This window comes from Nocardia nova, from assembly GCF_002933465.1.
GTDB classification, from domain to species: domain Bacteria; phylum Actinomycetota; class Actinomycetes; order Mycobacteriales; family Mycobacteriaceae; genus Nocardia; species Nocardia nova_B.
The window spans coordinates 146,186-172,002 of the sequence record NZ_PSZE01000004.1; the positions used below are offsets into that span (position 1 = coordinate 146,186).

Genomic DNA, 25,817 nt, shown 5'->3' on the forward strand with positions numbered 1-25,817 from the left:
GGATGGGTAGCAGTGCGCGACGCCGGACGCTGAAGATCGTGACCGGCGTCAGTTCACCGCCCTGGCTCGATCCGGAAAAACGTTGCGCGAGTTGATTATCGCCGCCAAGGACACCGGCCACTGGGCGGCCGCCGGCACGCCCGGCCAACTCGCCGACGCGATTCAGGAACGCTACAACGCCGGCGTTCTGGACGTGATCGGCCTCGGCGGGCTCGACGACCCGCGTAACCGCGACTTCCTGCTCGAGGGCTTGCTTCCCGAACTTCGCCGCCGGGGCATCGTCGGCTCGGACTATATGGGCGAGACCTTCCGCGACAACCTCGAGTTGCCGCCCCTGCCGCCGCGGAAGGAATAAAGCGCCCTTCGGAATTCGAGGACGATGCGGCCCCGGACGCCGCCTGCTTCGAGTAATTCGTGAGCTTGCTCGGCTTGTTCGGCGGGGAAGGTTCGGGCCACACGCAGGGTCAGGGCACCCTCCGGGCCACCCGGCTCCTCGAATCCGATCGCCAGCATCGCACCTCCCGAGTTCGCGGTCTTACTCTCTCGGGCAACCGTCGTCTGCCGGTGATTTGTTCCAGTGCGCGCGCTCGGCGGTCAGGACCTCGCGCGAACGAGGTGTGGACCAGGCAGCGCCGGTCCGGTGCCGGGGAGGTCGGCATAGGACCGGACCAGGGCGAACCCCGGGAGATCCTCGATGTCGGTGAATCCGGCCGACTCCAGTTCACCCCGCATCTGCTCGTCGGTGAAGAAGCTGATCCACGGTTCCCCGACGGCCGCAACGCGTTTCCCGCGCGCCTGCTGCCCCGCGTCGGGTGGGTAGGAGTAGTCGAACACCACGATCGCACCGCCGCCCTGGCCTGCGATATAGCGCAACGTCTCGGCGATGGCAGCGTGTTCGAGGTAGACCACCACGCCGAGCCAGACGTACACCGCGCTGCGGGCGCGATCCAATCCGGCCTGTGCCAGCGCGTCGGCGAGGTTGTCGCGGGTGAAGTCCACCGGGGAGAATTTCATCGAGTCCGGCACCTCGATTCCCGCTTCCGACAGGCGATGTCGCTTCCACGCCTGGGTGTCGGGGTGGTCGACTTCGAAGAATTGCACATCCGCATGGGGATTGCGGTAGGCGGCGGTATCCATGCCCGCGCCGAGCACGACCACCTGGCGGGCACCGTCGGCGACCGCCTCCGCGACGGTGTCGTCGGCGAAGCGACTGCGCGCGGCCAGGAACAGCCGGCGCCGCCGGGCCAGTTCGGGGTCCACGTCCTTGTCGAACGGATTATCGCGGGCCGCTTCCTCACCCACGATCCGCACCGCCAGCGGATCGGTGAAGATCCGTGGTTCGTCGGCGAGTTGGTGATAGGCCCGTGCCCGTGCGGTGGCCATCGCGGTTGTGCTGGGTTGCCCGACCTGCATACCGGTCACCGTACGCCCGGGCTGCAGCGTGATCATCGCGAGATCCGTCTCGCGCACTTGCCGATGGTTCGCTGGTTACCCCGTACAGAAACTGAAACAGGTTATAGATTGGAGGGGGTTGAGAGTCTGGAGGAACGATGTCCGCGAATGCGTCGGCGGCGGAGCTGCTCGCCACGGTGGAACGATCCCCGCGGGCGGTCGCGGGGCACGATCGTGCGGCCTGGGTGGATCTGTTCGCACCCGAGGGCCGGGTCGAGGATCCGGTCGGCTCGCGCCCGCACACCGGCCGCGCGGCGATCGAACGGTTCTACGACACCTTCATCGGTCCCAACGACATCGTCTTCCACGTCGACCACGATGTCGTGCGCGGTGCCAGCGCCTATCGCGACCTCGCCCTCGACACCACCATGTCCACCGGTGTGACCCTGCGGGTGCCGATGCATCTGCGCTACGACCTGACCGAGGTCGGCGGTGAATGGAAGATCGGCCGCCTCTACGCCCACTGGGAGCTACCGGTCATGGTCGGCCAACTTCTCACCGCCGGCGGGCGCGGGCTCCGCGCGGCCGTGAAACTCGCCCCGCAGCTGTTCGCGAACCAGGGCGTCGGTGGCGCTGTGGGCTTCACCCGCGGTTTCGCCCGCGTCGGCGCGGCGGGTAAGCGCGCCGCCACCGGATTGCTGGAAGCGGCCGGGCGCGGCGACGTCGCCGGTGTGCGCGCGGTACTCGGCTCGCGCGCGGTGGTGGAATGGCCGGCCGGTTCCGGTGTGGGGCACGCCGAATTCGTGAAGCGGGTGCGCGGGCTCGAGGTCGGCAAGACGATCGCGGCGGGCCGGTTCGTGACCGTCAGTGTGCGCACTCCGTCCGAGCGGGGTATCGCGGAGCTGGAGGTCGACGGCCGGCAGCTGGTCGCGCTGCGCGGCTTCGTCGCCGAGGACTGAACCGGTTCGCTGAGCTCGTATTCGCCGGCGAACGGCCCTACGGGTGCTCTCGGGCGGTGGAGGCGGCTCGATCGCCCGGTACGGTGAGGTATGGAATTACCCTCGGGCACTGCGGAGTCCGATCGGCCCGGTGTGGCGAGCATCAGATGTCGCCGTTCGATTGCCATCGTGGCCGGCCTCGTCGTGGCGGCATCGGTGGTGTGCCTGCTGCCCCGATGGTGGTGTGGTCGCGAGGCCGATGCCTGGTTTCGCGGGGATTCGGTGCGGGTGCACGGTCTCGCGGAGGAGTTGGTGGCCTTCGAAGCCGAGGACGATCGGCAGCGTGCCGCGGGGTTTGGTGCGCTCGACGGGATGTGGGGACTGCTCGCGCACCAGATGACAGCCTTGGGTCTCGCCCAGGTGGTGCTCGCGCATCCCGAATGGCGAGGCCGCTACGCTCCGATCGCGACTCGGGCGGCAACCAAAAGCCTGCTGCCGCAGATGCGTTCGATATTCACCGATGCCTGGCACGGCGAGGACTGCCTCGCCCATCTCGACAGCGCGCACGGCCACGCCTACCTGTCCTATCCCGCTCTGGCGCTCGGGATGGCGCGGCTGGTCGACCCGGCTTTCCCGCCCGATCTCGCCGAGCAACTCGACGCGATCGTCGCCTCCTTCGAACGGCGACTTCTCGCCGCCCCGACCGCGCTGATCGACACGTATCCCGGCGAGGCCTATCCGACCGACGTGGCCGCCGTGGCCGCCGCGATCGCGGTGCACGGCCGGGCGACCGGCGCCGACCACACCGCGGTGCTCGAGCACTGGGCGCAGCAAGTTCGCGCCGTCCAGATCGACCGCGGCACAGGGCTGGTCATCCAGCGCATGGGTGCCGACGGCCGCGCCCACGACGCCCCCCGCGCGTCGGGAACCGGCCTGGCAGCCTACTTCGCCGGCTTCGCCGATCGCGCCCTCGCCGCACAGTTGGCGAACGTGTTGTTCCATCAGGAGCGAAATGTTCTCGGCTTCAGCGCTGTTCACGAATACGGCCATGGACACAGCGGCCCCGGCGATATGGACAGCGGCCCGGTGATTCTCGGAATCTCGGTCTCCGCCACGGGTTTCGCTTTGGCTCCCGCTCGCGCGTTCGGCCACCGCGACATTTTCACCCGGCTGTTCCGCACCACCGACCTGCTCGGCCTGCCGGTGCGCAGCGGAGACCGGCTGCGTTTCGCGACCGGCGGTGTGATCGGCAATGCACTCCTGCTGGCGTTCCTCACCTCGGGTCCGGAGCTCGCGCGATGAAACGTCCCGACATCGAGCGGCTGCTCGCCGCCCTCCGACCGCTACGCATTCCCCTGATCCTGATGGTGCTGTACCTCGCCCTGCGTGCGGTGACGGCGGCGCTGTCGGCGCGGCACGGCTACGGCTCACCCGACGGGCTGGGATTCGGCTATCTGGCTGTGACCGCGACGGTCGTCGTGCGATCGGCCCTGCTGACCATCGTGCCGGCCGTTCTCGTCTACCGCCTGGTGGTGTGTGTGCTGACGAGCCTTCCGCGCCCCGGGCGGAGCGGGACGCCGCGTCCGGAAATCGCGTCAGTTCATCGAGAAGCCTTCGGTGGAGAAGGCGAATCCCCTTCGTGAGGTGTCGTCTGTGCACGAGAGGCCGGAGTCTCGGGCCGTACAGGTGAAGCCGTCGGCGGACAGGGATGTGTTGTAAGGCAGAACTTTTGCTTCCTCCGGCGCCAGCCGGAACACCGCTTGCCTCAGTACGGCGAAACGTGGCTCGCTGCCCCGCTCGATCAGAATCGTGTCGGGCGGAACCTGCTTGTGGGAGTAGCTGCTCTCCACCGTCGGAGCGCCTTTCACCCCGATTCCCGCTCCGATATTCGTCGCAGGCTGACATCCGGCCATGTGCGGGTCACCGCCGACGATGATCGCGCACTGCCATCGCCCGGTCGGTGTGGTGAAGTAGTAACCGTCGATCCCGCCGGAGTTGGCGAAGTACGTCCGGGCATCGGCGACCGCTGTGCCGGGCACGGCCACCTCGGACAACGCAACCGATGTGCTTGCAGGCGAAGCAGTCTCGACACGTCGAATACCAGGTACCGCCTCGCCCTCGCCGACCGTCTCGCCGGCCGAACCACCGCACCCGACAACCCCCATCGTCAGCAAGCAGATCGACATCGTGGCGAACGGTGAAAGAAGAGCACGCCTGTTCATCGCACGCTTTCCGAAACCTTCACGGTCTCATCAGGTTCGAGTGGTCGGCCGACTCGCCGCGGAACGGCTACCGATTATCGCTGGGCTGATCGGCGTCCACAATAAGCCGTTCGACCGACAACCGCACAGGTCTTCGTGCGGTTCGGTTCACCGTGCGGAGTGTCGGACGGCGCGTCGGCAATGCGCTGGAGTACCACGCCTACTCCTGTGACGCGACCACTCACGGGAAACGATTCGCGATGGCCGTCGTGATCGCGTCCGGCGCCTGTTCCTGGACGAAGTGCCGGGCATCGGGCAATTCGACTATTTCGAGATCGGCGAAAGCGGCTCGTATGCGAGGCAGACATGCTTTCGGCCGGAACACCATGTCGCGCATCCCCCACACCGCCAGCGTCGGCTTGTCTCCGAGGAGTGCGGGAACATCTCGGGATAGCCGCGCCAGCAGGGGGGCCGCAGCACGAATTTCCCGGGGCATCACCGCGAGCCCGCACCGCGCCTGCGCGGAGGGCTGCACCGCGCGATAGTGCTCGGCTTCGGCCACGCTGAGCGTGCGGCCCAATTCCGAGAGCAGCACGCGCTCGATGAGAAAATTCTGCTCGAGTATCCGGCGCTGCATCGGACGGCTGCTCATGATCGCACTGAACGCCTTGTTCGCCAACGCTTCGATAGGCCAGAACACCGTGTTACTCACCACGATTCCCCGCACCCGATCGGCACGCGCAACCGCCGCGCCCAAGCCGATGGGGCCGCCCCAATCGTGTCCCATGACGATAAAATCGTCGAGCCGCAGATGATCGATAAACTCGCCCAGCACGGCGGTGTGCTCCGCGACCGTATAACCGAAACCGGAAGGCCGCTCGGACAATCCGAACCCCGGATAGTCCACCGCGACACACCGATACCGATCTCGCAGCCCCGTCACGATGTGGCGGTAGAGGAAACTCCACGTCGGAGACCCGTGGCAGAACAGGATCGTCGGCCCGGAACCTTCGTCGATGTAGTGCACGCGCCCGGCCGACGAGTCGAACCAGCGCGATTCGAACGGGTACAAACTTTTGTTCGGAACGAAATCGATCAACATGCTGCCCTCCCTTCGGGCCAGGCTATCCCGGCCGCCGCCTGCCCGGCGCGCTGTGTGACCTGAATCGCCCTGGTCACCGTCCTGACTGCTGCCGCGCTGACTGTTTCGTCACAAACATTGATGTACAACAGCTTCCGCTAGGGTGTCCGCCGTGCCTATACAACGAATGGCAGGCAATTTCGCAGGACTTCGAACAGGACACACAACATCTCGCGTGGGGGACGCATGCTGAACGACGCAAACGCGGTGCCGAATACGGGACGCCCGGCTGATCACGGGTCGCCGGCGCGCTCCGCGGAACCACAGATCCGGCTGGACTCCGCCGCGTTCGCCGCGGACCCGCACCGCGCCTACGAATCCATGCGCGGGCGCGGGCCCCTGGTTCCGATCGAGCTGGCGCCCGGTGTTCCGGCCACGCTGGTGATCGAATATCAAGCGGCGCTGCAGATTTTGAACGACGAGGCTCGCTTTCCCGCGGATCCGCGCCGCTGGGAGAAGAACGTTCCGCCGGACTGCCCGGTGATCCCGATGCTGGGTTACCGCCAGAACGCCCTGCGCACCGCGGGCGCGGAGCACGCGCGTTACCGGCGGACGATCACCGACGCGCTGGAAACCGTCGACTTGCACAAGGTCCACAAGGCGGTCGCGCGCGCCGCCGACATCCTTATCAATTCCTTCTGTGAACGTGGTGCCGCCGATCTTCGGATGGATTACGCCTTTCCCCTGACCTTTCGGGTTCTCAGTGAGCTGATGGGCTTCCCCGAAGACGCCGCATCGACGGCCTATCAGGGGATGGCCGCGATGGTGGACGGGGTCGGCGCCGAAGAAGGTCAGCAGCGGTTCTTCGAAGCGCTGCTCGGAGTGGTCGAGCAGAAGCGCGAGCGCCCTGGCGACGATCTGACCTCGCGACTGCTGACCCACCCGGAGGGCCTCGACCCCATGGAGATGATGAACCAGGCGGCGTTGTTGTTCTCGACAGGCACGGAGCCGACCTGCAATCTGATCCTGAACACGCTGCTGCTGCTGATGGCCGACGAAGAGTACGGCGGCAACGTGCTCAGCGGCGCCATGGACACCCGCGACGCCATCGACGAGGTACTGTTCGCGGATCCGCCGCTGGCCAATTTCTGCATGACGTATCCGCGGCAACCGCAACTTATCGGCGACATGTGGTTGCCGGCCGATCAGCCGGTGGTCGTCAGCTTGGCCGCATGCAACAGCGACCCGCACATCGTCGGCGGTGACCGCCGGGGAAATCGGTCTCACCTGGCGTGGGGCGTCGGCCCGCACTCGTGCCCGGCACAGCCCCTTGCGCAGACGATCGCGCGGCAGGCCATCGACTTGCTGCTCGATGCGCTTCCGGATATCCACCCGGAAGTTCCTGCGCAGCAACTGAGTTGGAGGACCGGGCAGTTTCACCGTGCCTTGGCAGCCCTGCCGGTGGTGTTTCCCGCATGCCCGCCGATGCGTCTCACCTGATGGAGGGTCCGACGACATCGGTGTTGCCGGCGATTCCGATTTCCCGGGTGCGCGGATCAACCGAGGCGATGCGATCATCGCGTCCTCGGCCGGTGCGGACGGGATCGGAAACCGCACGGCGACAACGCCGATGCGTTCGATGCGGGGCGGCGGCCGAAAGAACACCTCGCGTTCGGGTACGGGGTGCACCATTGTCTCGGTGCACCGCTGGCCCGGCTCGAGGCGACGATAGCGCTTCCGGCGCTGTTCGCGCGGTTCTCCCGAGATGGACTGGCGGTGGATCCTGGTGATTTGCGGGCGATTCCGAGCATCGTCACCAAACGGGCATCGCGAAATCCCGGTACGGCGAGTGCCGTAAAGCTCCTGACCGCAACCGACCGAAAGATGGCCTCGCTCGACGGTGGGCGGGCCCATTTTCTCCGCGACTTCGGCCGGGTGCAACCGCCGCATGGTGGACGAACTGAATTAGCCGTGGCACGTCGGACGACGACCGAAATCGGCGAGCTGTCCGTAGCTGCCGAATTACTCCTCGTGCGCCCGATTTCGGTTCATACCGTGGCCGAACCGGATAGATCGGCCGCCCTAGTGGGTGCGCCCGTTAGTTCGTCGGGGGGTTATGCGGCGAGCGGTCGGGGTGCGTGCAGGTCGTGGCGTCCGAGTCGGTGCAGGAGCTGGTTGAGGTCGTCGCGGGTGAAGGTTGTGCCAGTACTGTGCACGGCAGGTGGCGCAGCCATAGGCGGGTTCTTGGGCGGCCAGGCGGGCGGATACGTAGCCGAACAACCTTTCCACTAATTGTTGCAGAGGAGACTCCAGGTGCTCGATAGCGAACGTGGCGAAAGGAAAGCTAACCCGCTACTGCCTTGGCCCGCCGGATGGGGTAGCGAAAGGCCACGCAGCACTCCGGTTCTTGGAGCCATATTCTTCTCGCTGACTTTTCTTGTATTCATCCCGTTCTCGATTTCGGCATCATCCGCAGGGGACACGCTGAAAGCGTCGCGGGGTGTCTCGGCTCCTTGAGCTTCGTGGCGGTCGCCCTACCGCACCTCCGTCCGCGCAGTTCCGCCCGAGACCTGATTCGCGGCGGCCACGGCGAGGCTGGCACCGGACGGGGCTGTTCCGTTCTGCCGAATCTCCACTGTGAGGTTCCCGGGCGAGGCGGCGCTGATGCAACGCACGCTGATCGCGTCGATCGTGACCGCCCGTTGCAGTTTCAGGCCGAACGGGAAATCTCCTGTGCCGGTTGCGCGCACCGTGTCCTTACCGCACAACACAATCGGGATGTCGTACGGGGATGTGCCGATGGTGGGGGGTGCGGGTGTCGCCAAGTCGAGCGTCGTTTCCGGCCCATGCGGTAGCGCCGGATGTGCCAATCTGCAGGCTCGATCTGCCAGCACCGATCGCGGACCCGGCCGCCGCAGCATCCGCCGCGGTGAGGACCGTTCGACCCACGGTAGTCGAGTCGGATATCTGGGATGCGGGGTGCATGTGCACAGCCGCGGCCTTGCCCGCGAGACCTGCACGGTTGGCGCGGCCGCGGTGCCGCCGAGGTCTCCGGCCAACTTCACGAGGCCCTTGACACTCGCCGTGGCATCCGGTGCGGGCGGCCCTGTTCGCCGGTGTCGCCCTTGGGCAGCACGCCGTCGACCACCCAGTGCGGCGGCCCGCCCGACACGGTGAGCGATGCCGGGGCGTCCGACGCACCGGTGGTGATCGTGCCCACGGCCAACGTGAACGAATCGACCGCGGCCTGCGCGGCATCACGGGCAGCGTCGGCCTCGCTCGCGCTGGTCGCTGCGGCTGCCGCCGCGTCGGTCGCCGCGGTGATCTGCGGGACCGTGACCGGGTCGAGGCGCTCGCCGTTGGATGCCGGTACGGGCGATACCTTGGTGAGGTCGACCAGGCTGCTCGCCCCTTCGTCGGGATTCCCAGGATCGGGCCCGGGCACATAGACCGGCACATCGAACGAGAAGACGACATCGGCACCTTCGCGCCCTCGTAATAGAGGTCGAAATCGGCGCGCCACGTCCAGCCCATCGGGTTGATATCGGCGGTCGGCGACACGAGCATGATGCCGCGTCCGCCTCGCTACGTCAGGTACCCGAATTCGTCAAGGCTGCACTCGTAGTACGCGGATAGCTGCACCACCGTTGCCGGATCCGGCTCGCCCTCGTAGACAAGGAATTTCGGAACTGCCGCAGTGAATCGCACCGTGCCGGTAAGGGGCGGGAATTCCGGGCCGGTGTTGATGACGGGGCCGTCGGCGATGTTCGCCAGAAACCTACCGACGGCCCGGCCATATTTGAGTGGTGGCAGATCGGCCATGTCAGACGTCCTCCCGGGGTGGGGGTGGCGCGACCACGACGCCCAGTTCGTGCAGTGATGCCGCGACCTGGGTGTCCCACGCGGCATGCCGGGCGGCGGCGATCTGGCGGCGCTGGTCGCGCTCGGCGATGTGTCGAGCTTGAGCCGACAGCTCACGCACCCGCGCCTCAGCCGCGGACATGCGCGTCTCGGCGCTCGCCCGCGAGGCGGCCTGAGATCTGCTCGAGCTTGTCGAGTACGTCGGTGCGGTCGCGGCGGCGGCCGAGCATTTTGTCGACCAGCTTCGCCGTGACCCCGCCCGTGCCTAGCCGGAAGTTCTCGACTCTCGGTGTCCTCGACGTCGAGCCGACCTTGCTCAACCCTGGTGGGGAATTCAGGACCCCCGGAAGGCGCGCCGATATGCCCCCGGTGTGGTGCCGACCTGAGCGTGGAAACGTCGACGGAGATTTACCGCCGAGCCGAGGCCGACCCGGACGGCGATGGCATCGATAGGTAAGTCCGTCTCCTCCAATAACATTCGAGCCTGTGCCACTCGACGCGACAGCAACCACCCACCCGGGCTGGTGCCCAGCTGATCGGCGAACCGTCGCGCCGGCGTACGCGGCGAGACGTTGAGCTGCGCGGCCATATCGGCAACCGAGAGCGATGTCTCGAGCCGCGCCTCGGCCCATTCCAGCAGGCCGTCGACTCCGTCCTCGATCGGTGACGGCGGCGCATACTGAACCTGTCCGCCGTCGCGATGAGGCGGCATCACCATGTGCCGCGCGATGAGTGCGGCATGCGCGGCACCGTGATCGGTGCGAACCAGGTGCAGGCACACATCGATTCCGGCGCCCGCTCCCGCACTCGTGGCCACATCGCCATGGTCCACATACAACCGATCCGGCTCCACCCGAACCTGCGGAAACTCCCGCGCCAACTGCCCGGCCCTAGCCCAGTGCGTCGTGGCCGAACGACCGTCCAGCAGCCCGGTCCGCGCCAACGCGAACACCCCGGAACAGATCGTCACCAGCCGCGCCCCACGGCTATGCGCCCGGACCAGCGCCCGCCGGACCGGACCCGACAGCGGCGTCTCCACCGGCAGCCACCCCGGAATGATCACGGTGTCCGCGGAATTCAGCGCCGCCAATCCCCGCGTCACCGATATCGCATAACCCGCGGTCGTCGGCACCGCCCCCGGCGCCTCCGTGCACACCTCGAACTCGTAGTACTGCGGCACGTAGATCACACGCGGTAGCCGCTGCTCGCCGAGTGGGTACAGCCAACGCTCCATACCGGATACTGGTGCCTATGACGGGCGGGACGGTGGTCGGTCTCTCAGCCGATCTGATGATTGTCTGGCGGGCGCTGCATCGGCGATTCGAATCCGGCACCACGGTGACGTCGGTTCGATTCGGTCCGATGAACGTGGCTGAGCGCGATGCGCTGGCCGATCTGCTGGGTATGGCAATGCTGCCGCCCGAGGTGTGCAGCATTCGTGTCGATCAGCTCGACTCCGCATTGGCAGAGGCCGTGGGGATGACAGCCCGTCAGGTTGTGCAACAACTCGTCGGACCGATCGAGAATCGGTCGGCCGCTCGTGCGGAGCAGGCGGGTCGGCGGCGGGAGTTGTGGGACTGGCTGGACGTTCACCCGGTCGTTCGCGCACAACCGGCGCTGGGGGAATGGGCCCGCGCCATGCGACGTGCCGGCATGGTCGGGGGATCGGTGGACACAACGCGCGACCTGCTGGCCGACGCCCTGACAGTGCTCCAGGCCATACCCGCACCAGGGACCCCGCTCCCGGTGTTCGCGGAGCAGACGGTGCGTAACCCACACGCCTTGGACAACGGAACTCGGTTGCAGGCGATCGTTTTTCGTGCGCTGGCAGTAATCCACGACTGTGATGTGCCTGGTGATGCTGTCGGGGTGCGCGGTTTCTGGGAGATGGCGGGCGTGGCCGACGACGAACTCTCGTCCACGGTTCTCGCCGCCGGACTACGCGTGGCCGAATCCGGATCGGTGCTCGAAGCTGTGCTCGGCATCTGCGTGGCCGCAGGTTCGGCCGCCTCGCTGACGCTGCAGCAGGTGCGCCGTGCACAGCAGCTCACTGTCGTGCCGGAAGTGGTTCGGGTGGTGGAGAATCCGAGCGTGCTCGCGAGCGCGCTGCGACGCTTCGGGCCGTCCTGCCCGCCGATCGTATGCACCGCCGGCTGGCCGTCCAGCGCAGGTATACGACTCTTGGACCTCCTGGCGGCCGCAGGTGCCCGGCTGGAATATCATGGCGATTTCGATGGTGAGGGCTTGCGGATTGCCGCCCACGTAATCGCGCGGACCGGTGCGCATCCCTGGCGCATGGGTGCCGCGGACTACCTGGCGTTGGTCGGTCCGGGCGGGCCCCCGGTGGGTAGGGTGTCCGAGGCCCCCTGGGACAGCGAGCTGGCCTCGCATATGCGGCGAACCGGGGTCGCGGTGCCGGAGGAACGGGTCGTCGAGAGCCTCCTCGACGATCTGGCGCTGTAGTTGTCGGTGCCCGGCGTTATCGTGGCCGCTGATCGAGGGGAGACGGCGCATGGACCCGATTCGAGTCCCGCCGGAGATGTTCCGGTTCACCGGCGCGGAGCGTTCGGGGCTGTATACCGCGGTGCTGCACGCGTTCGGGGAGGCGAACGAACATCTCGAGACCGCGCTGAGTCTGGACGATCTGCGTTCCCGGTTGCCCTCGGTCGGCCGGCTCGAACCGGTCGCCGACGACGAACTGGCCGAGGTGCTGGACCAGTTGCGCGCCTGGAATCTGGTTGATGTCATCCAGAATCATTCGGAGAACTACCGCACCGCAGCCGACTACGAACGCCGCAACCTGCTGTATTCGCTGACCAGGATGGGGGAGGCGGCCTTCGCCGGAGTCGTGCACGCCTTGACTGTTCTCGCCTCGAGTGGTGCCTTGCAGACGGCGGTGCTGGACGCGATCGCCGACCGGTTGGCCGACCTGATTCGGGTGGTGGAGTCCGGCACCGACCGGCAGGTCTACGTCGTGCTCGCCGAGCTGGAGGGGCACTTGGAGGCCTTGCGTTCCGGGACAAAGCAATTCAACGGTGAGTTGCAGCGCTTACTGCGTGCCGAAGGCGTGGATCTGGGGGTGTTCCACGAAGTGAAGGCCGCCACGGTCGCATACCTGCAGGAGTTCCTCGACGATCTCGATACCCGTGCGCACACCATCGCGATCCGGATTCGGCAGCTGGAGGATTTCGGTGTCGCCCGGCTTCAGCAACGGGCGTTGGCCGGTGCCGATCTGCCCGCCTTCAGCGGAACCGATCCGCGCCCGGCCTGGCTGGATCAGCGCCGGGCCCGCTGGGCAGGGTTGCGCGCCTGGTTCCTGACGGTCGACGGCTCCGCGCCACGTGTCGATCAGCTGCGACAGGTAGGACGGCGTGCCATCGTCACGCTCTTGCAGGTTCTCGATCGCCTCACCGAATCGCGCCGCCGGTCCAGCAATGCGGTGGCCGACTTCCGTGAGCTCGCTCGCTGGTTCGCGATCATCCCGGCCGACGACGATCTGAATCGCCTGTGGTCCACGGTTTTCGGCCTCAGCTCGGCGCGACATGCTCATCTGGCCCACCCGGACCCGGAGCTGGTGAGTTACACGGCATCGTGGGCCGACGCTCCAGGTGTGCCGGTGTCGCCGCTGCTACGCAGCGCGGGAAAGACCGAACGGATGGGACGGACGGGCGCTGTCCCCGATGTTTCGGCCCTGCGTAAGGAGCGAGCCGCCAAGGCGATCGCCGAGCGCGCGGAAATCCAGGCTGCCTGGGACATGCTCGATACCGGCGGCGCCGCCCGGCGGCTGTCGGAATTCGAGCAACTCGACCACGCGATGTTCCAGCGCCTCCTCGACCTGATCGGCCGCGCGCTCGGTTCAGCACCAGGTTCCGGGGGCGTCCGCTCGGCCCGGGCACACGACGGCCGCATCCAGATCGTGCTGCGACCCGCGACCGACGGCGCTGTCGCCGAACTGCGCCTGCCGCACGGCGTCTTCCGCGGCCCGGACTATCTCGTCGAGATTCGTGCGGCCGGAGTCCAGCGATGACCGATCTCACCAATCAGCTAGCGATCGCCGAAAAAGAGGAGGTAGGGCGCGGCATCCGCTATCTGCTCGCCGAACCACTGCTCACCGCCAGGTCCGCCCCGGACCGGTTCGACATCGTTCGCCGGCGCCGGGTGCCGATCGCCGCGTGGTTCGACACCTTCTGTGGATGGGGGCTCATCGTGGAGCCGCGGGTGGGATACGCGCGGTTGCGCAAGGTCCGGGCAAGTGCCGATCCCACGCGTCCGGCCCGCAGACATCGTTCCCAGCGCGCACCGTTCGACCGCCGCCGGTATGTGCTGATGTGTGTCGTCGCGGCGGAGCTCTGCACAGTTCCGGTGACCACGATCGGCATCCTGGCCGGAAATGTCGCGGCCGCTACTGCGAACGAACCGCTGATCAGCGGATTCGACCCGGTCGACCGGACGGAGCGGCGAGCGTTCGTCGACGTCCTACGACTTTTGGAGTCGTTCGGAGTCCTGGAGACGGTCGACGGAGCGTCGGACAATTACGTCGATTCGACGCAGGCGAAGGTGCTCTACCGGGTCGACAACACCCTGTTGCTGCGGCTGCTGGTCACCACGTCGGGGCCATCGCAATTGGGCGTGCCGGTCGAGGAGGTGCCGCTGCGGCTACCCGACATACTCGGTGAACTGACCCGGGAGCGTCGTTACGGCGCCGCAGCCGAACCTCGAGGTCGTCATGCCGATTCGCCGGCAGTGCCGGATGCGCAACGTAATCTCTGGTTGCGGCACAGTGTGTTTCGCCGGCTGGTCGACGACCCCGTGCTGTACTTCGACACTCTGACCGACGCCGAGCGCGCCTACCTGGCGACCCCGACCGGACGGCAGATGCTGAAACGAGCCGCCGATACTGCCGGCTTCGTCCTGGAGGAACGGGCCGAAGGGGTGATGTTCGTGGATCCCGAGGCCCTGTCCACCGACCAGAAATTCCCCGATGATGCCGCCACCGCCAAGGTCGCCGCGTTGCTGCTGCTGGAAGAGCTGAGCGGCCCGACCGCGGTTGAGCAGCTGCGCCGTCACGCGGCGGAACTGTTGCAGCGATTCCCCCGCTGGGCACGCACCTACCGCACCGACGACGGTCCCGGTGACTTGGTTGCCGACGCGCTGGCGGTGCTCACCCAGTTCCAACTGGTTCGCACCACCACCGCCGGGCTGGTCATCCCCCTGCCCGCCGCGGCGCGCTATCGCGTGCAGCAGGCTCGTATCGCCGATTCCACCCAGGAGCCGTCATGACCACTGCCACTCAGGTTCGCTGGACGCCGACTCGCGCCGGAATCTTGAACGTCTGGCGCTACTACCGCGAAGTATTCGAATTTCACGAGGGCCGGCTGCTGTTACGCGGTGCGAACGGCAGCGGAAAGTCCAAGGCGCTCGAGTTGTTGCTGCCCTTCCTGTTCGATGCCAGCCTGCGGGCCAATCGGCTCTCGACCTTCGGCACCAATGAACGAACGATGCACTGGAATCTGATGGGGGAGGGCGCCACCGGTGTGACCCGCGTCGGTTACGTATGGCTCGAATTCCGGCAGCAGGACCGCTGGTTCACCTGCGGTGCCCGACTGCAGGCCACCAGCCGGACCACCAGCGTGCACCCGGACTTCTTCACCACCGGTCAGCGGATCGGCGAGCCAGGCGAAGAAGGAGTGCTGGTACTCACCGATTCGGAACGGCCGATCGGCAAATCCGAACTCGATGCCCGGATCGGTGAGTACGGCGACGTCTATGAGAACGCCGCGGACTACCGGCACGCGGTGCGCACCACCCTGTTTCCGGAGCTATCCGAACAACGGTACGACGCTCTCATCACGGCGCTGCTGCAGTTGCGGATGCCGAAATTGTCCCAGCGCCTCGATCCCGGACTGTTGTCGACATTGCTGTCAAAAGCACTGCCGCCCTTGGGAACCGACGAACTTGCCGACCTCGCCGAGGGTTTCGAGCGGCTGGACGCGCAGCGGGAGCGGCTGGCTCGCCTCGATGAGGAATCGGCGGCGGTGGCGAAACTCGCGCATCAGCAGCGCACGTACGCGCAGCGCGTGCTGCGAGCTCATGCCGGGGAACTGGTGACGGTAACCACCGAACTCGACAGTCTGTCGGAGCGGGCAAAGGAGGCCTCCGAACAACACACTGCGGCAAACCGGCAGCTCGCAGAAATCCAGCAGAAAGTGGTCGATCTCGAAAAGACGCATGCCCGGCTCGTCTCGCGGCGGGATGGGCTGATGAAGTCTCACGCCTACCGGGAGGGCGCGAAACTCGAGGATTTGCGTGCGGACGCAGCAAGGGCGCAACGATGGTACAACGGTGCCCAGGAGCGGGCCCGTCGCGACGCTGCCGCGGCGGGTGCGGCGGCCCGGCGGTATCGGCAGGCCCAGGAGGCCGCCGAATCGTGGCGGGAAGCTGTGGCCCAGGCCGCAACAGAAGTACGGCACGCGGCCCTACCCTGCGGAATGGGCGCCACTGTGGACGAGATGGCCGCGGGTTCGGCACTGTCGGCTTGCTCCGGCCTACTTCGCAATTCTGTTGCGGCGCGCGATGATCGGATTCGGCTGGTCGAACGGGATATCGCGGAGCACGAGAAGAAGCGGGCGTTGAGTGAGGCCGCGGAAAAGCGTGTCGAGCAGGCCCGGGATGACCTGACAGCCGCCGATGAGCGACTGCGCACCGCCGGTGACGAACGAGATCGAGCGCTCGAATCGCTGCAGCACGGAATCGAGGAGTGGGTGCGGAACTGCTCCGAACTGCGTCTGGATGTCGAGTCGCTTGTTTCCGTCGCGGATTCGGACACCGGATTCGCTGAGCGTGTCAACGATGCTGTCGCCGACGCACGCGAGGGCATCGCTGCCGCGACCGAAGCCTGCCGCCGGGATAAAGAAGAGGCGGTTGCGGAGCGTGATCGCACGGCCGCCGAACGTGAGAAGCTGCTCACCGAACAGGACGTGCCCCCCACTGCGCCAGGATGGCGAACGGCCGACCGGTCCGTTATGTCCGGTGCACCCCTGTGGCAGTTGGTCGATTTCCCACCGGCACTGGATTCCGCCACGGCCGCGGCGATCGAAGCCGCACTCGAGTCGTCCGGTCTCCTCGATGCCTGGATCGGCTCCCGAGGCGAGATAATCGGCCACGATATCTTCGCCGACCCTGACGCAGTTCGGGCTGTTTCCGGTGATTCCCTCGCCGATGTGCTGACCGTGCATGACGAGGGCGGAGCGGAAGCCGAGTCGGTACGAAAGGTGCTGGCAGCCATATCCTTCGGCCGGACGCTCACCGATGGTCCGGCGATGGCGGTCGCCTCGGACGGCAGCTGGCGCGTCGGTAACCTGCACGGTAGCTGGGCCAAATCGGCGGCCACCTATATCGGTGTCGAAGCCAGGAGACGAAACCGGCAGCGCCGCATCGCCGGACTCGACTCCACCATCGCCGAAATCAACGGGCGCATCGAGCATTACGACCTGAAGCTGGAGGAGCTGTCGAACCGGCGCCGGTCGATCGACGCCGACGTGCGGGCACAACCGGACCGCGGCGTCTTTCGCTCCGCCCGGACGGCCCTCGCGGAAGCGGACCGCAGCCGGGATTCGGCGGACCGGGCAGTGCGGACTGCGATCGACGATCTGCGCAGCGCGCAAGCAGCGCAGACAGCCGCGTTGGAGAACCTCCACATGCGCAGTGCCGAGAGCGGATTGCCGACCGAACTGTCGGCATTGGAAGCACTCCGCGCCGCGTTGAAGTCGTTCCAAGGGAAAGCGCAGACGTGGCTCGACCACCGCCGCGACCTCCAACATGCCGAGACCGACGAGCGAGCCAGTGCCGAAAGCGCCGCCGACGCGGCCGATGAGGCACAACGATCCGCCGAAAACGAAGAGCGCGCTGCATCCGAACTCCGTGACGCCAGTGAGCAATTGCAGGCTGTCGAAGATTCCGTGGGCATGGAATACCGCGAGGTGTTGAACGAGATCGCGACGTTGCGGAGCGAAATCGCCACCACCGCAGATTCTTTGGACGCCGAACGTAACCGCGAGCGCGATTGGACCGGTAAAGAAGCCGCGCTGAGCACCAAGGCCGACGCCGCCGCGCAGGCTCACCGGGACAAGGCCGCCGAGCGCGACCTCGTCGCCCAGCGGTTCCGCGAGCTTGCTGGCGGAAACCTGGCAGCAGACGCCGAAATCCCTGATTCCGAGAGTTTCCGCGAACTGCTCGCCGGTTCCGGCGGCGTCCGTGCGGCTCTCGACGCCGCCCGCAGGGTGACGGCTGCCTGGCCAACCATCCCGCACACCGCGAACAATATCGGCGATGCCCTGCGCCGCCTCAGCGAATCCGTGCACGAATGTCGCACGTCACTGAGCGCTCGTGCCGATCTGGACCTCGAATCAGACGGCGACGTCCAACTTTTCACCGCGGTCGTCGACGGTGTGCGTGTCGGCGCCGCCGGTCTGAAGGACATCCTGCGGCGAGAAGCCGACCAGAGCCGCAACGACATCACCCAGCACGAACACGAACTGTTCGACAAGACCCTCACCGGTGACACCCGCCGTCACCTCGCTTCCAGAATCCGGCAGGCGAACGCACTCGTCGACGCCATGAACGACCACCTGTCGCGCGTGCGCACCGCCTCCGACGTCGGCGTGCAATTGCGGTGGCAGGTCGGTAAGGACCTGCCACCGGGCACTGCCGCGGCCCGCGAGTTGCTCTTGAAGGACCCCGCTCGTCTCAATGATGCCGATCGTGAAGCCCTGCATAGGTTCCTGCGTGACCGCATCGAGGAAGCCAAGGCCGCTGACTCGGCCACCAGCTGGGAACAGCAACTTGCCGAGGTGTTCGACTACACCCGATGGCACCAGTTCACAGTCCGTATCGACCGTGGACGCGGGGAGGGTTTCCAGGAACTCACCAAGAAACTGCACGGCGCCCTCTCCGGCGGCGAGAAGGCCATCGCTCTGCACCTGCCGCTGTTCGCGGCTGTCGCCGCGCATTACCACGCCAGCCCCACAGCGCCCCGAGTGATCCTGCTCGACGAAGTGTTCGTCGGCGTCGACACCGCCAACCGCGGCCAGATCTTCGCCCTGCTGTCCGCACTGTCACTCGACCTGGTCCTCACCTCCGACCACGAATGGTGCACCTACTCCGAACTGAGCGGAATCGCCATCCACCAGATCGTCACGGGCGACGACAGTAATGCTGTGACGACAGTCCGGTTCACGTGGAATGGGTCGGAGCTGGAAGCGGCGGCGTAGCTGGGAGGCGGCGGCCTGAGCTCAAAATTCCAGCTCGGACCAGGGGATACTGATGGGAAACGGGTGATTGATGGTGACCGCCCCCGCATCCGTAGGGGACCAGGCTCCGGCCAGGACATAGTTGGCGCGATGCAACACGGTGATGCCGGGATCTGGGGGTTTTACCTCGGGGATCAGCGTATAGGCGTGGATGTGCGCGATCTCGCTGCGGTGCGTGGCAAGGGTCACTTCCCAATACCACGGGATTCCGGCTCGTGCGTAGCGAGCCTTCTTCGCTTCCATGTCGGCATCCGAATTGGACGGTGAGAGCACTTCGCCCACCAGAACCACCCGATCGGATCGGACGTACTGGTACGGCTCCGATAGGCACCGGTAGACCATGAAGTCCGGTGTGACGAAATCCGACATGCCGGTGCGTCCGAAGAACACGTTGGTCTCGGTGCTTACCCGCAAGCACTGCTCGGGATCCGCCTTCAATGCTGCTTTGGCGCAGGCGCGCAGGCCATTCCAGATCAGGTTGGTGAATTCGTGATGTTCGAGCGGGCAGTGTGGTGTCCACACCACGCGCCCGTTCCAGAGCTCGATACGCTCGGCGATCTCATCGGGAAGTGTCCCCAGTTCGTCCCAGGTCAAGTGCCCCGGGAGTTCGGGGCGCTTCGCCTCTGGGACGGCCACGCAGTCATGGTAGTTCAGCATGCGTCGATCTAGTTCGTGCCAGCAGAACCCGGCTTCGACGAATACCGGAGCCACCGATCACGGCACCCGGACAGCCAGGGTTGCCGACGTGGCTCGCGCGCGAGGGTAGGGCGGCGCTCAGTCTCGTCGGCGCGCGTCGGACGGGGTGTGCCGGAGAAGTCGAGACACGGTGATCGTGGCCAGGTAGACCAGGAACGGGGGCCCTAGCAATACCACGACTCCGACCAGCAGATAGGGCCATAGTGGGGCGGCCAGGACAACGAGCAGGCCGGCGCCGATCTTGCGGATCACACCACGAAACGCAAGCATGGCCGCGGGGACGGCTATCTCGAGCGCCAGCCACCACCCTCCTCGCGGATGTATTCCATACGGTGACAGCGCGACCCGGAGCACCACTGCGGCGGCGGCCGTGCCGATGCCGAGCCATCCGACCCATTCGGTGAGGAAGGAACGTATCCGAGCCAAGCGACCGCGACCGTCGGCGAAGGTCTTGTCCCACTCGCGGCGCGTGCCGGACAAGATGGCGATCGGCAGCCAGACCACCCAGCTGCCGTATACGGCAGCCATTGTGTCGATTTGATCGTAGGCTGCCGGCCCGACGAGCAGTGCGGTGGCGGCCAGTCCTGACCCGAGCGCCGCAACGGGACCCGGTGGCTCGCTTGTCATTCCAGAGCGATACCTTCCTCTCGGCCCCTGCACTTCTCGCCCTTCCTCTGCGCTCGCGACGATACCTGCGGCAGGCTGGTCGGCTCGTCAGCGATGGTTCGTGCCGTCGAGTTGGTCGAGAACCGCTGCGGTGTGGGCGTAGTCGGACTTCAGCTCCTTCTCGGTGGAGGCGTTCGTCCGGGTCGGGCGTCCAGAGTGTTGTGACACCGGCCGACGATCTGTTTTACGAATAAGCTAGCTGGCGGGCTGCCACAGCCCCTATTCTCACCACAAGCATGAGGTTACGTTGTTAGCTAACGACCGATAGCGAATCCCCTGCCGCGCTTGTTGGTTCATCCCCTGGAGTCACCCCTTTGTCAAGCCCACCTTCTGACCTGTCTGCCGCCACCGGCTGCCCCGTCCAGCAGGCCGGCTCCCCGGTCGACACCGACGGCCCCCGGATCGTGCTGGACACACCGGAATTCGTTTCCGACCCGCACCGCGCCTATGAAGCGATGCGCCGTCGCTACGGCTCCCTGGTGCCGATCGAGCTGGCGCCCGGCGTACCGGCGACCCTGGTCATCGGCTATTACACCGCGTTGCGGATCCTCAACGATCCCGACCACTTCCCGGCCGACCCGCGGGCGTGGGAGAGGACCGTTCCCGCGGATTGCCCAGTTCGGCCGATCATGGAGTGGTATCCGAACGTGATTCGCAGCGCCGGCAATGCTCACGCGCGGTATCGGCAGGCCTTCACGGCCGCCTTCGACCGGGTCGACCTGCACGAATTGCACACCACCGTCGAGAAAATCGCCATCCCGCTGATCAACGGATTCTGTGAATCCGGTTCGGCGGATCTGGTATCGCAGTACGCATTCCCGCTGGCTTTCGAGGTGCTGAACCGCATGGTCGGCTGTTCGCCGGAGTTGGGTCAGCGCGTCGCCACCGGGATGGCCGCGATATTCGACACGGTGAACGCCGCGTGGGGTATGGACCATATGAGTCAGGCGCTGATGGAGCAGGTGCAGCTGCGCCGCGCCGCACCCGCCGACGATGTCACCTCGCATCTGGCGCATCATCCGGCCAAACTGACCGACGAGGAGATGGTCCGCAACCTGATCGTCTTCTATGGCGGGGGTATCGAGCCGCAGCAGAATCTGATTTCCAATACGCTGCTGCTGATGATCACCGCCGAGGGTTTCGGCGGCGACATCCTCGGCGGTAACCTGTCCACTCGCGATGCGCTGGACGAGGTGCTGTTCACCGATCCGCCGCTGGCCAACTTCTGCATGACCTATCCGCGCCAGCCGATTCTGATCGACAACACCTGGCTTCCCGCGCATCAGCCGGTGGTGGTCAGTCTGGCTGCCTGCAATAACGATCCCGACATCGCGGGTGGCGATCGCACCGGTAATCGCTCGCATCTGGCCTGGGGTGCGGGCCCGCATGCGTGCCCGGCTCGTTCGGTGGGTTATCTGGTGGTCCAGGACGCGATCGATCAGCTGCTCGATGCGCTGCCGGAGATCCGCCTCGCTGTCGATCCGAGTGAGATCAGCTGGCGGCCTGGGCCATTCCATCGATCGATGGCGGCACTGCCGGTCACTTTCCCCCCATCACCTCGGCTGAATCTGAGGTAGGGAGTTTCCGGTGGCGCGCTTGGCATTCCAGCGCCACACTTTCCCTCTGGCGCGCCGCGCCTCCCGCTTGTTCTTCATGTGGTGTGCTCTGGTGCGGTTTCTCGGGCAGTTCGTCTTGTGTGCCCGATCAGTGGAAACTCTGGGCGGCGTGTACGGGAAAGCCGGGGGCCGGGGTGGTCGGTGCGGGGTTCCGCCGGATGAACAGTGCAGTGGCTATTGCACCGGCCGCCAGGAGCCCGACGGCCAGCAGTCCCAAGTTCCGCAGGCCAGTGTCCAGACCACCGCCGCTTCGGTACTCGGAACCGATCAGCTTGCTGAACGCGACAGACCCGAATGTCGGACCGATCAGGTACACGGTCGCGTAGATGCCGCCGCCGACACCGGCCCGGTGCGGCGGGAGGACGCGAGTCGCAGCCGCGGCGAGTGGCCCCCAGACACAAGCCGAACCGAACGCCAGTACGGCGCCGATCAGCGCAAAGGCCAGGGTGGGGTTGGCGTCGATCGTCATCGCGACCGCAATCCCGCCGGCGGCGATTGCCGACAGCGCGAATCCGAGGGTGGGAATGATCGCCGGATGCATCCGGTCGGCGACGTTGCCCATTATGGGCGAGAAACTGCCGGTGATCAGGGCCGCGGGCACCAAGACCATTGCCGCGAAGACCACGGCTGCACCGTGGACGACCTCCAGGCTGATCGTCACCGCTATCAGCAGCGCGCTGATCGAAGCCGTCATGACGACTGTCGCGAAACCCGACAACCACCAATTGCGGTCGCGCAGAACGACTCCGGGCAGCAGCGGATCGCTGGTACTGCGCGCCTGGACAAGCAGGAACAACCCGAACACCAGCAGACCACCGACCAGCCCGAAACCCCATACCGTCCAACCCTGAGCAAGTCCCTGCTCGACGCTGAGAACCAGCAGTAGTACTCCGGTCCCGGAGAGGAGCACACCGAGCGGGTCCGTGTTCGATCGCTGTGCAGGCAGCGTTGGTATCAGCGCGGCACCCAGCGCGATCGCGACCACACCGAGCGGAAGGCCGAGAAGAAATATCCAGCGCCAGGTGAAGTAGTTCACAAACGCGTCGGCGACGGCCGGGCCCAGCAGAGTGGCCGCGCCACCGGCGCCGCCCCACAAGCCGAGAGCCGCGCCGCGCTTGCCCGGCGGGAAGGTGCGGGTGATAACCGCTAGGGTCTGCGGCACGATCATCGCCACGCCCAGTCCCTGCACAGCGTGGGCCACGATCGCGATCGCGAAATTGGGCGAGAGCGCGCTTGTCAACGCGGCAACCAGGAACAGTGCCATACCGATCACATACATATTCTTGGGACCGAAGCGATCTCCCAGCCGCCCGGCGAACAGCATCGGCACCGTCGCGAACAACAGATAGGCGGTGTCCAGCCAGTCGGCCTCGACGAGGCTGCCGTGCAGGTCGCGGAGCATCGACGGGCGCCCGCTCCTCGAGGCGGTGGATTCGAACAGCACGAGGAAGAATCCGAATGCCAGCGCGCATCCGGCCGGCCACGGACTGCTCGGCCTCGGCGCACCGCGGTGATGGGGCGCGGCGGGCCATCCCTGTGGCGGGACCGCAGGACTAGGGAAGTATTGATTCGCCGGGGCGCTCGGCCAGGTGTTGTGCGGCGCAGGTTGGTGCTGGAACTGAAGCGGTGGCTGCGGCTGATACGCGAAAGCCTGCCCGGACACTGCCCGCAGTGCCGCGGCCGCGAACTCTCCTGTGCTCGCGAAGCGTTCGGCCGGATTCTTTGACATCGCCCGCGCGATAACAGCATTCAATTGCGGCGGCACATCCGGACGATCCAGCGGTGGAACCGGTCTGGACAGATGGCCGGCTACCACCTGTCCTGGATCGTTGGCGGCGAACGGAGTCCGGCCGCAGAGCAACGCGAAGAGCGTGCAGGCCAGCGAGTACTGATCGGTGCGGTGATCGACCGCAATTCCGGACAACTGCTCAGGGGAAGCGTATGCCAGTGTGGCGGTGAAGGTTCCGGTCGAGGTCAACTGGGTATTCGCGGTCATCAGGCGCGCAATGCCGAAATCGGTGAGTACGGCGCGTTCCACCCGACCGGCCTGTGTCGTCGTCAGCAAAATGTTCGCCGGCTTAACATCTCGGTGCAGCACACCGTGGCTGTGCGCGTAATCGAGTGCGGCCGCGACCTCCCCGACAATCCGAACGGCCCGCTCCACACTGACAGTCCGCGGATCCAGTCGGCTCGCATCGGTCCCCTCGATGTACTGCATGGCGAACCACGGCTGTCCGTTCTCGAGGCCGCGATCATGGATCCCGACGATGCCCGGATGATCCAGGTGCGCAACGACATTGGCCTCCCGCTCGAACCTCGCCCGCAGCTCCGGATCCGTCGACACATCCGCATTGAGCAATTTGAGCGCCACACTGCGCGGCAATCGCGGATGCCGGGCCCGATACACCGTACCCATTCCGCCCTGTCCGAGCACGCCCTCGATCGCGTACCCTGCCAGCGTTCCGCCGTGCGAAGAGTCCATCACCCACCCCCAGCTTCGTCATTCGCCAGAACCGTACACGGCCGCAAGCCAGTCCAACCATAGAGCGATGCCGGACCGCCTCGGTTGGGCCGAGAACCTATCGCGGACTGGGCGACATTCAAAGGATTCGACGTCCACTGAGAGACCCGCGAATGGTGGTCAAGGGGGAGGTCGGTGTGCGTCGATCGCTATGCGCTGGGCTGATCGAGTCCGGTGCTTGCGACGGTTGCGGTGAAGGCGTCCCATTCTTCGGGCGCGAAGGCGAGGGCGGGCCCGGTGGGGTTCTTCGAGTCGCGTACGCCCACCGTGCCGTCGGCGAGGAAGGCGACTTCGACGCACTCTTGGCTGCCGCCGCTGTGGCTGCTCTTGAACCAGCGAGCCGTGGATAGATTTGCGTTCACCTTGCGAACTCCCTTGCCTTATCCCTCAGCAACTTCCTGCTGTCTTGCGCATCCAACGCTACCTTCTGGAGGGCGGTGTGCGCCTCGCGATACCGCGCGACGACCTCGGAATCGTCGAAATACATAGCCCCCGTGTAACCCTCGGCGTAAACCACGGACGGTTCGGCCGGTCTATCACTCATGGGTTGGCCGAAATCCAGGATGATGAAGGGGCCGGTGAGGTCGCCCAGAGGCACGCCAGCACCGAACGGCAGAACTCGGACCGAGATATTGGCCCGGGTGCCCATGTCAGCGAGGTGGCGGAGCTGCGCGCCCATCGCGCGGCGGTTGCCGACGACACGGTGCAATGCGGATTCATCCAAGATTACGTCTACTTGTAGCGGCGCTGCCTTCTTGGTGATCACGACTTGGCGCCGTGACCGCATCTCCACTCGCCTGCTGATCTCGCTTTCCGGTTCGGAAGGATGCGCCAAGCGGCTCAGGGTTTGGGCGTACTCAGGTGTTTGCAGCAGTCCGGGCACGAGTTCGGCGAATGACGTCAGTTTCGCTGCACTGGACTCCAGGCCCATGTACACATCGAAGTTCATCGGTATCAGGTCCCCGTACTGATGCCACCAGCTCTTGCTGTTTCCCTGCTGTGCAAGGCCTTTGAGCGCTTCTGTGGTCGTATCGTCGGCACCGCAGACTTGGCAGATCGCGTCGACATCCCACAGCCGTATGCGGTCGGCCGTACCGGTTTCCAGACGTTGGACCGTCGTGGCGCCGCGCTCGATGCGCCGTGCGAGCTCCGCGATCGTCAGCCCGGACCCCTGACGCAGCTCCCGCAGATACCGTCCGAGTTGACGGCGGGGGAGCGTCGAACTGATATCCACCATGACGAGCTGCCTCCTTCGGATGCGGCGATCCGGGGTTGTGGATGAACGCCGCAGGGTTCTGGGACGACGAGCTTGGACTTCTGATGAATCCCTACGGATTAACCATTTTCGATTGTCGATTCGCAGCCAATTCGCTGTGCTGGGCCTACATCCGGGGCGCGGGCGGGTCGAAGAGCCCGTCGGTCCCTCCCATCGACCGAAGGCATCGCGGTGACGACAACTGAGCGATCGGCAAGGCAAGAGCGTAATCCGTTGGCGCACAGACGGGAAGAGGATTGCGCGGTCAGTGGTGACCGGATC

The 25,817-nt window shown here is 66.1% G+C and carries 24 protein-coding genes and 2 pseudogenes; 11 read left to right on the forward strand and 15 right to left on the reverse strand.

Annotated elements, in window-relative coordinates; genetic code table 11:
* Positions 1-52: 52 nt before the first annotated feature.
* Positions 53-355, forward strand: a pseudogene (locus tag C5E41_RS06780) (LLM class flavin-dependent oxidoreductase); the annotation flags it as partial.
* An 11-nt stretch (positions 356-366) separates the two neighbouring features.
* Here C5E41_RS06780 and C5E41_RS34830 read toward each other — a convergent pair.
* Both C5E41_RS34830 and C5E41_RS06790 read right to left on the reverse strand, forming a co-directional pair.
* Positions 367-474, reverse strand: a pseudogene (locus tag C5E41_RS34830) (zinc-binding dehydrogenase); the annotation flags it as partial.
* A gap of 120 nt (positions 475-594) precedes the next feature.
* A complete protein-coding gene (locus C5E41_RS06790; RefSeq protein WP_219823103.1) occupies positions 595-1,470 on the reverse strand; it encodes a class I SAM-dependent methyltransferase in 876 nt (291 codons plus the stop codon).
* An 80-nt stretch (positions 1,471-1,550) separates the two neighbouring features.
* On the opposite strand from C5E41_RS06790, the gene C5E41_RS06795 reads away from it, so the two are divergent.
* From C5E41_RS06795 to C5E41_RS06805, 3 genes are all read left to right on the forward strand, one after another.
* Positions 1,551-2,351 carry a nuclear transport factor 2 family protein gene (locus C5E41_RS06795; RefSeq protein ID WP_104374974.1) on the forward strand — a complete coding sequence of 267 codons (801 nt, stop codon included), beginning with the start codon at positions 1,551-1,553 and terminating at the stop codon, positions 2,349-2,351.
* 168 nt (positions 2,352-2,519) lie between these two features.
* A complete protein-coding gene (locus C5E41_RS06800; protein ID WP_146097478.1) occupies positions 2,520-3,632 on the forward strand; it encodes a hypothetical protein in 1,113 nt (370 codons plus the stop codon).
* Entirely contained in the window at positions 3,629-3,973 is a 345-nt protein-coding gene (locus C5E41_RS06805; RefSeq protein WP_104374976.1) for a hypothetical protein, read from the forward strand. Before C5E41_RS06800 ends, C5E41_RS06805 begins: the two co-directional genes overlap by 4 nt.
* On the opposite strand, the gene C5E41_RS06810 is transcribed toward C5E41_RS06805, so the two are convergent.
* Together C5E41_RS06810 and C5E41_RS06815 are read right to left on the reverse strand one after the other, a co-directional pair.
* Positions 3,926-4,369 (reverse strand): hypothetical protein, encoded by a 444-nt coding sequence (locus tag C5E41_RS06810; RefSeq protein WP_146097479.1) that lies wholly within the window; start codon positions 4,367-4,369, stop codon positions 3,926-3,928. The two genes, C5E41_RS06805 and C5E41_RS06810, sit on opposite strands and share 48 nt — an antisense overlap.
* A gap of 403 nt (positions 4,370-4,772) precedes the next feature.
* Entirely contained in the window at positions 4,773-5,633 is an 861-nt protein-coding gene (locus C5E41_RS06815; RefSeq protein WP_104374978.1) for a haloalkane dehalogenase, read from the reverse strand.
* A 528-nt stretch (positions 5,634-6,161) separates the two neighbouring features.
* Here C5E41_RS06815 and C5E41_RS06820 point away from each other — a divergent pair.
* Both C5E41_RS06820 and C5E41_RS34835 read left to right on the forward strand, forming a co-directional pair.
* On the forward strand, positions 6,162-7,112 hold the full coding sequence (locus C5E41_RS06820; RefSeq protein ID WP_258080819.1) for a cytochrome P450: 951 nt from the start codon (positions 6,162-6,164) through the stop codon (positions 7,110-7,112).
* 183 nt (positions 7,113-7,295) lie between these two features.
* Positions 7,296-7,904, forward strand: coding sequence for a cytochrome P450 (locus tag C5E41_RS34835; protein ID WP_258080798.1), 609 nt, complete (start codon positions 7,296-7,298; stop codon positions 7,902-7,904).
* A gap of 242 nt (positions 7,905-8,146) precedes the next feature.
* Here C5E41_RS34835 and C5E41_RS35905 read toward each other — a convergent pair whose 3' ends face one another.
* The 6 genes from C5E41_RS35905 to C5E41_RS06850 all read right to left on the reverse strand — a co-directional run bounded on the left by C5E41_RS35905 (position 8,147) and on the right by C5E41_RS06850 (position 10,707).
* Positions 8,147-8,677 carry a hypothetical protein gene (locus C5E41_RS35905; RefSeq protein WP_219823104.1) on the reverse strand — a complete coding sequence of 177 codons (531 nt, stop codon included), beginning with the start codon at positions 8,675-8,677 and terminating at the stop codon, positions 8,147-8,149.
* Entirely contained in the window at positions 8,674-9,069 is a 396-nt protein-coding gene (locus C5E41_RS06830) for a hypothetical protein (RefSeq protein ID WP_104374981.1), read from the reverse strand. The genes C5E41_RS35905 and C5E41_RS06830 overlap by 4 nt, the downstream gene beginning before the upstream one ends.
* Before the next feature lie 128 nt (positions 9,070-9,197).
* A complete protein-coding gene (locus C5E41_RS06835) occupies positions 9,198-9,434 on the reverse strand; it encodes a hypothetical protein (protein ID WP_104374982.1) in 237 nt (78 codons plus the stop codon).
* Position 9,435: 1 nt separating this feature from the next.
* Positions 9,436-9,615 (reverse strand): hypothetical protein, encoded by a 180-nt coding sequence (locus C5E41_RS06840; protein ID WP_104374983.1) that lies wholly within the window; start codon positions 9,613-9,615, stop codon positions 9,436-9,438.
* On the reverse strand, positions 9,602-9,793 hold the full coding sequence (locus C5E41_RS06845) for a hypothetical protein (RefSeq protein ID WP_104374984.1): 192 nt from the start codon (positions 9,791-9,793) through the stop codon (positions 9,602-9,604). The genes C5E41_RS06840 and C5E41_RS06845 overlap by 14 nt, the downstream gene beginning before the upstream one ends.
* A 14-nt stretch (positions 9,794-9,807) precedes the next feature.
* Positions 9,808-10,707, reverse strand: a complete 900-nt coding sequence (locus C5E41_RS06850) for a GlxA family transcriptional regulator (RefSeq protein ID WP_104374985.1) — start codon at positions 10,705-10,707, stop codon at positions 9,808-9,810.
* Between the two features lie 17 nt (positions 10,708-10,724).
* On the opposite strand from C5E41_RS06850, the gene C5E41_RS06855 reads away from it, so the two are divergent.
* The 4 genes from C5E41_RS06855 to C5E41_RS06870 are packed head-to-tail and all read left to right on the forward strand — an operon-like array spanning position 10,725 to position 18,742.
* Entirely contained in the window at positions 10,725-11,936 is a 1,212-nt protein-coding gene (locus C5E41_RS06855; protein WP_104374986.1) for a TIGR02679 family protein, read from the forward strand.
* Between the two features lie 49 nt (positions 11,937-11,985).
* On the forward strand, positions 11,986-13,500 hold the full coding sequence (locus C5E41_RS06860) for a TIGR02677 family protein (protein WP_104374987.1): 1,515 nt from the start codon (positions 11,986-11,988) through the stop codon (positions 13,498-13,500).
* A complete protein-coding gene (locus C5E41_RS06865) occupies positions 13,497-14,753 on the forward strand; it encodes a TIGR02678 family protein (protein ID WP_104374988.1) in 1,257 nt (418 codons plus the stop codon). The genes C5E41_RS06860 and C5E41_RS06865 overlap by 4 nt, the downstream gene beginning before the upstream one ends.
* A complete protein-coding gene (locus tag C5E41_RS06870; RefSeq protein WP_104374989.1) occupies positions 14,750-18,742 on the forward strand; it encodes a TIGR02680 family protein in 3,993 nt (1,330 codons plus the stop codon). Before C5E41_RS06865 ends, C5E41_RS06870 begins: the two co-directional genes overlap by 4 nt.
* A gap of 21 nt (positions 18,743-18,763) precedes the next feature.
* Here C5E41_RS06870 and C5E41_RS06875 read toward each other — a convergent pair whose 3' ends face one another.
* Both C5E41_RS06875 and C5E41_RS06880 read right to left on the reverse strand, forming a co-directional pair.
* Complete coding sequence (locus C5E41_RS06875) at positions 18,764-19,417, reverse strand: Uma2 family endonuclease (RefSeq protein WP_258080799.1); 654 nt, start codon at positions 19,415-19,417, stop codon at positions 18,764-18,766.
* A gap of 138 nt (positions 19,418-19,555) precedes the next feature.
* Positions 19,556-20,005, reverse strand: coding sequence for a hypothetical protein (locus C5E41_RS06880; protein ID WP_104374990.1), 450 nt, complete (start codon positions 20,003-20,005; stop codon positions 19,556-19,558).
* A gap of 452 nt (positions 20,006-20,457) precedes the next feature.
* Between C5E41_RS06880 and C5E41_RS06885 the strand changes: the two genes are divergently transcribed.
* The gene (locus tag C5E41_RS06885) at positions 20,458-21,720 is read left to right on the forward strand and encodes a cytochrome P450 (RefSeq protein WP_258080800.1); all 1,263 of its coding nucleotides are present in this window, start codon (positions 20,458-20,460) and stop codon (positions 21,718-21,720) included.
* 127 nt (positions 21,721-21,847) lie between these two features.
* Here C5E41_RS06885 and C5E41_RS06890 read toward each other — a convergent pair whose 3' ends face one another.
* The 3 genes from C5E41_RS06890 to C5E41_RS06900 form a co-directional block, all read right to left on the reverse strand.
* Entirely contained in the window at positions 21,848-24,241 is a 2,394-nt protein-coding gene (locus C5E41_RS06890) for an MDR family MFS transporter (RefSeq protein WP_104374991.1), read from the reverse strand.
* 188 nt (positions 24,242-24,429) lie between these two features.
* On the reverse strand, positions 24,430-24,642 hold the full coding sequence (locus C5E41_RS06895; RefSeq protein WP_104374992.1) for a DUF397 domain-containing protein: 213 nt from the start codon (positions 24,640-24,642) through the stop codon (positions 24,430-24,432).
* A complete protein-coding gene (locus C5E41_RS06900) occupies positions 24,639-25,517 on the reverse strand; it encodes a helix-turn-helix domain-containing protein (protein ID WP_104374993.1) in 879 nt (292 codons plus the stop codon). Before C5E41_RS06900 ends, C5E41_RS06895 begins: the two co-directional genes overlap by 4 nt.
* Between the last annotated feature and the right edge of the window lie 300 nt (positions 25,518-25,817).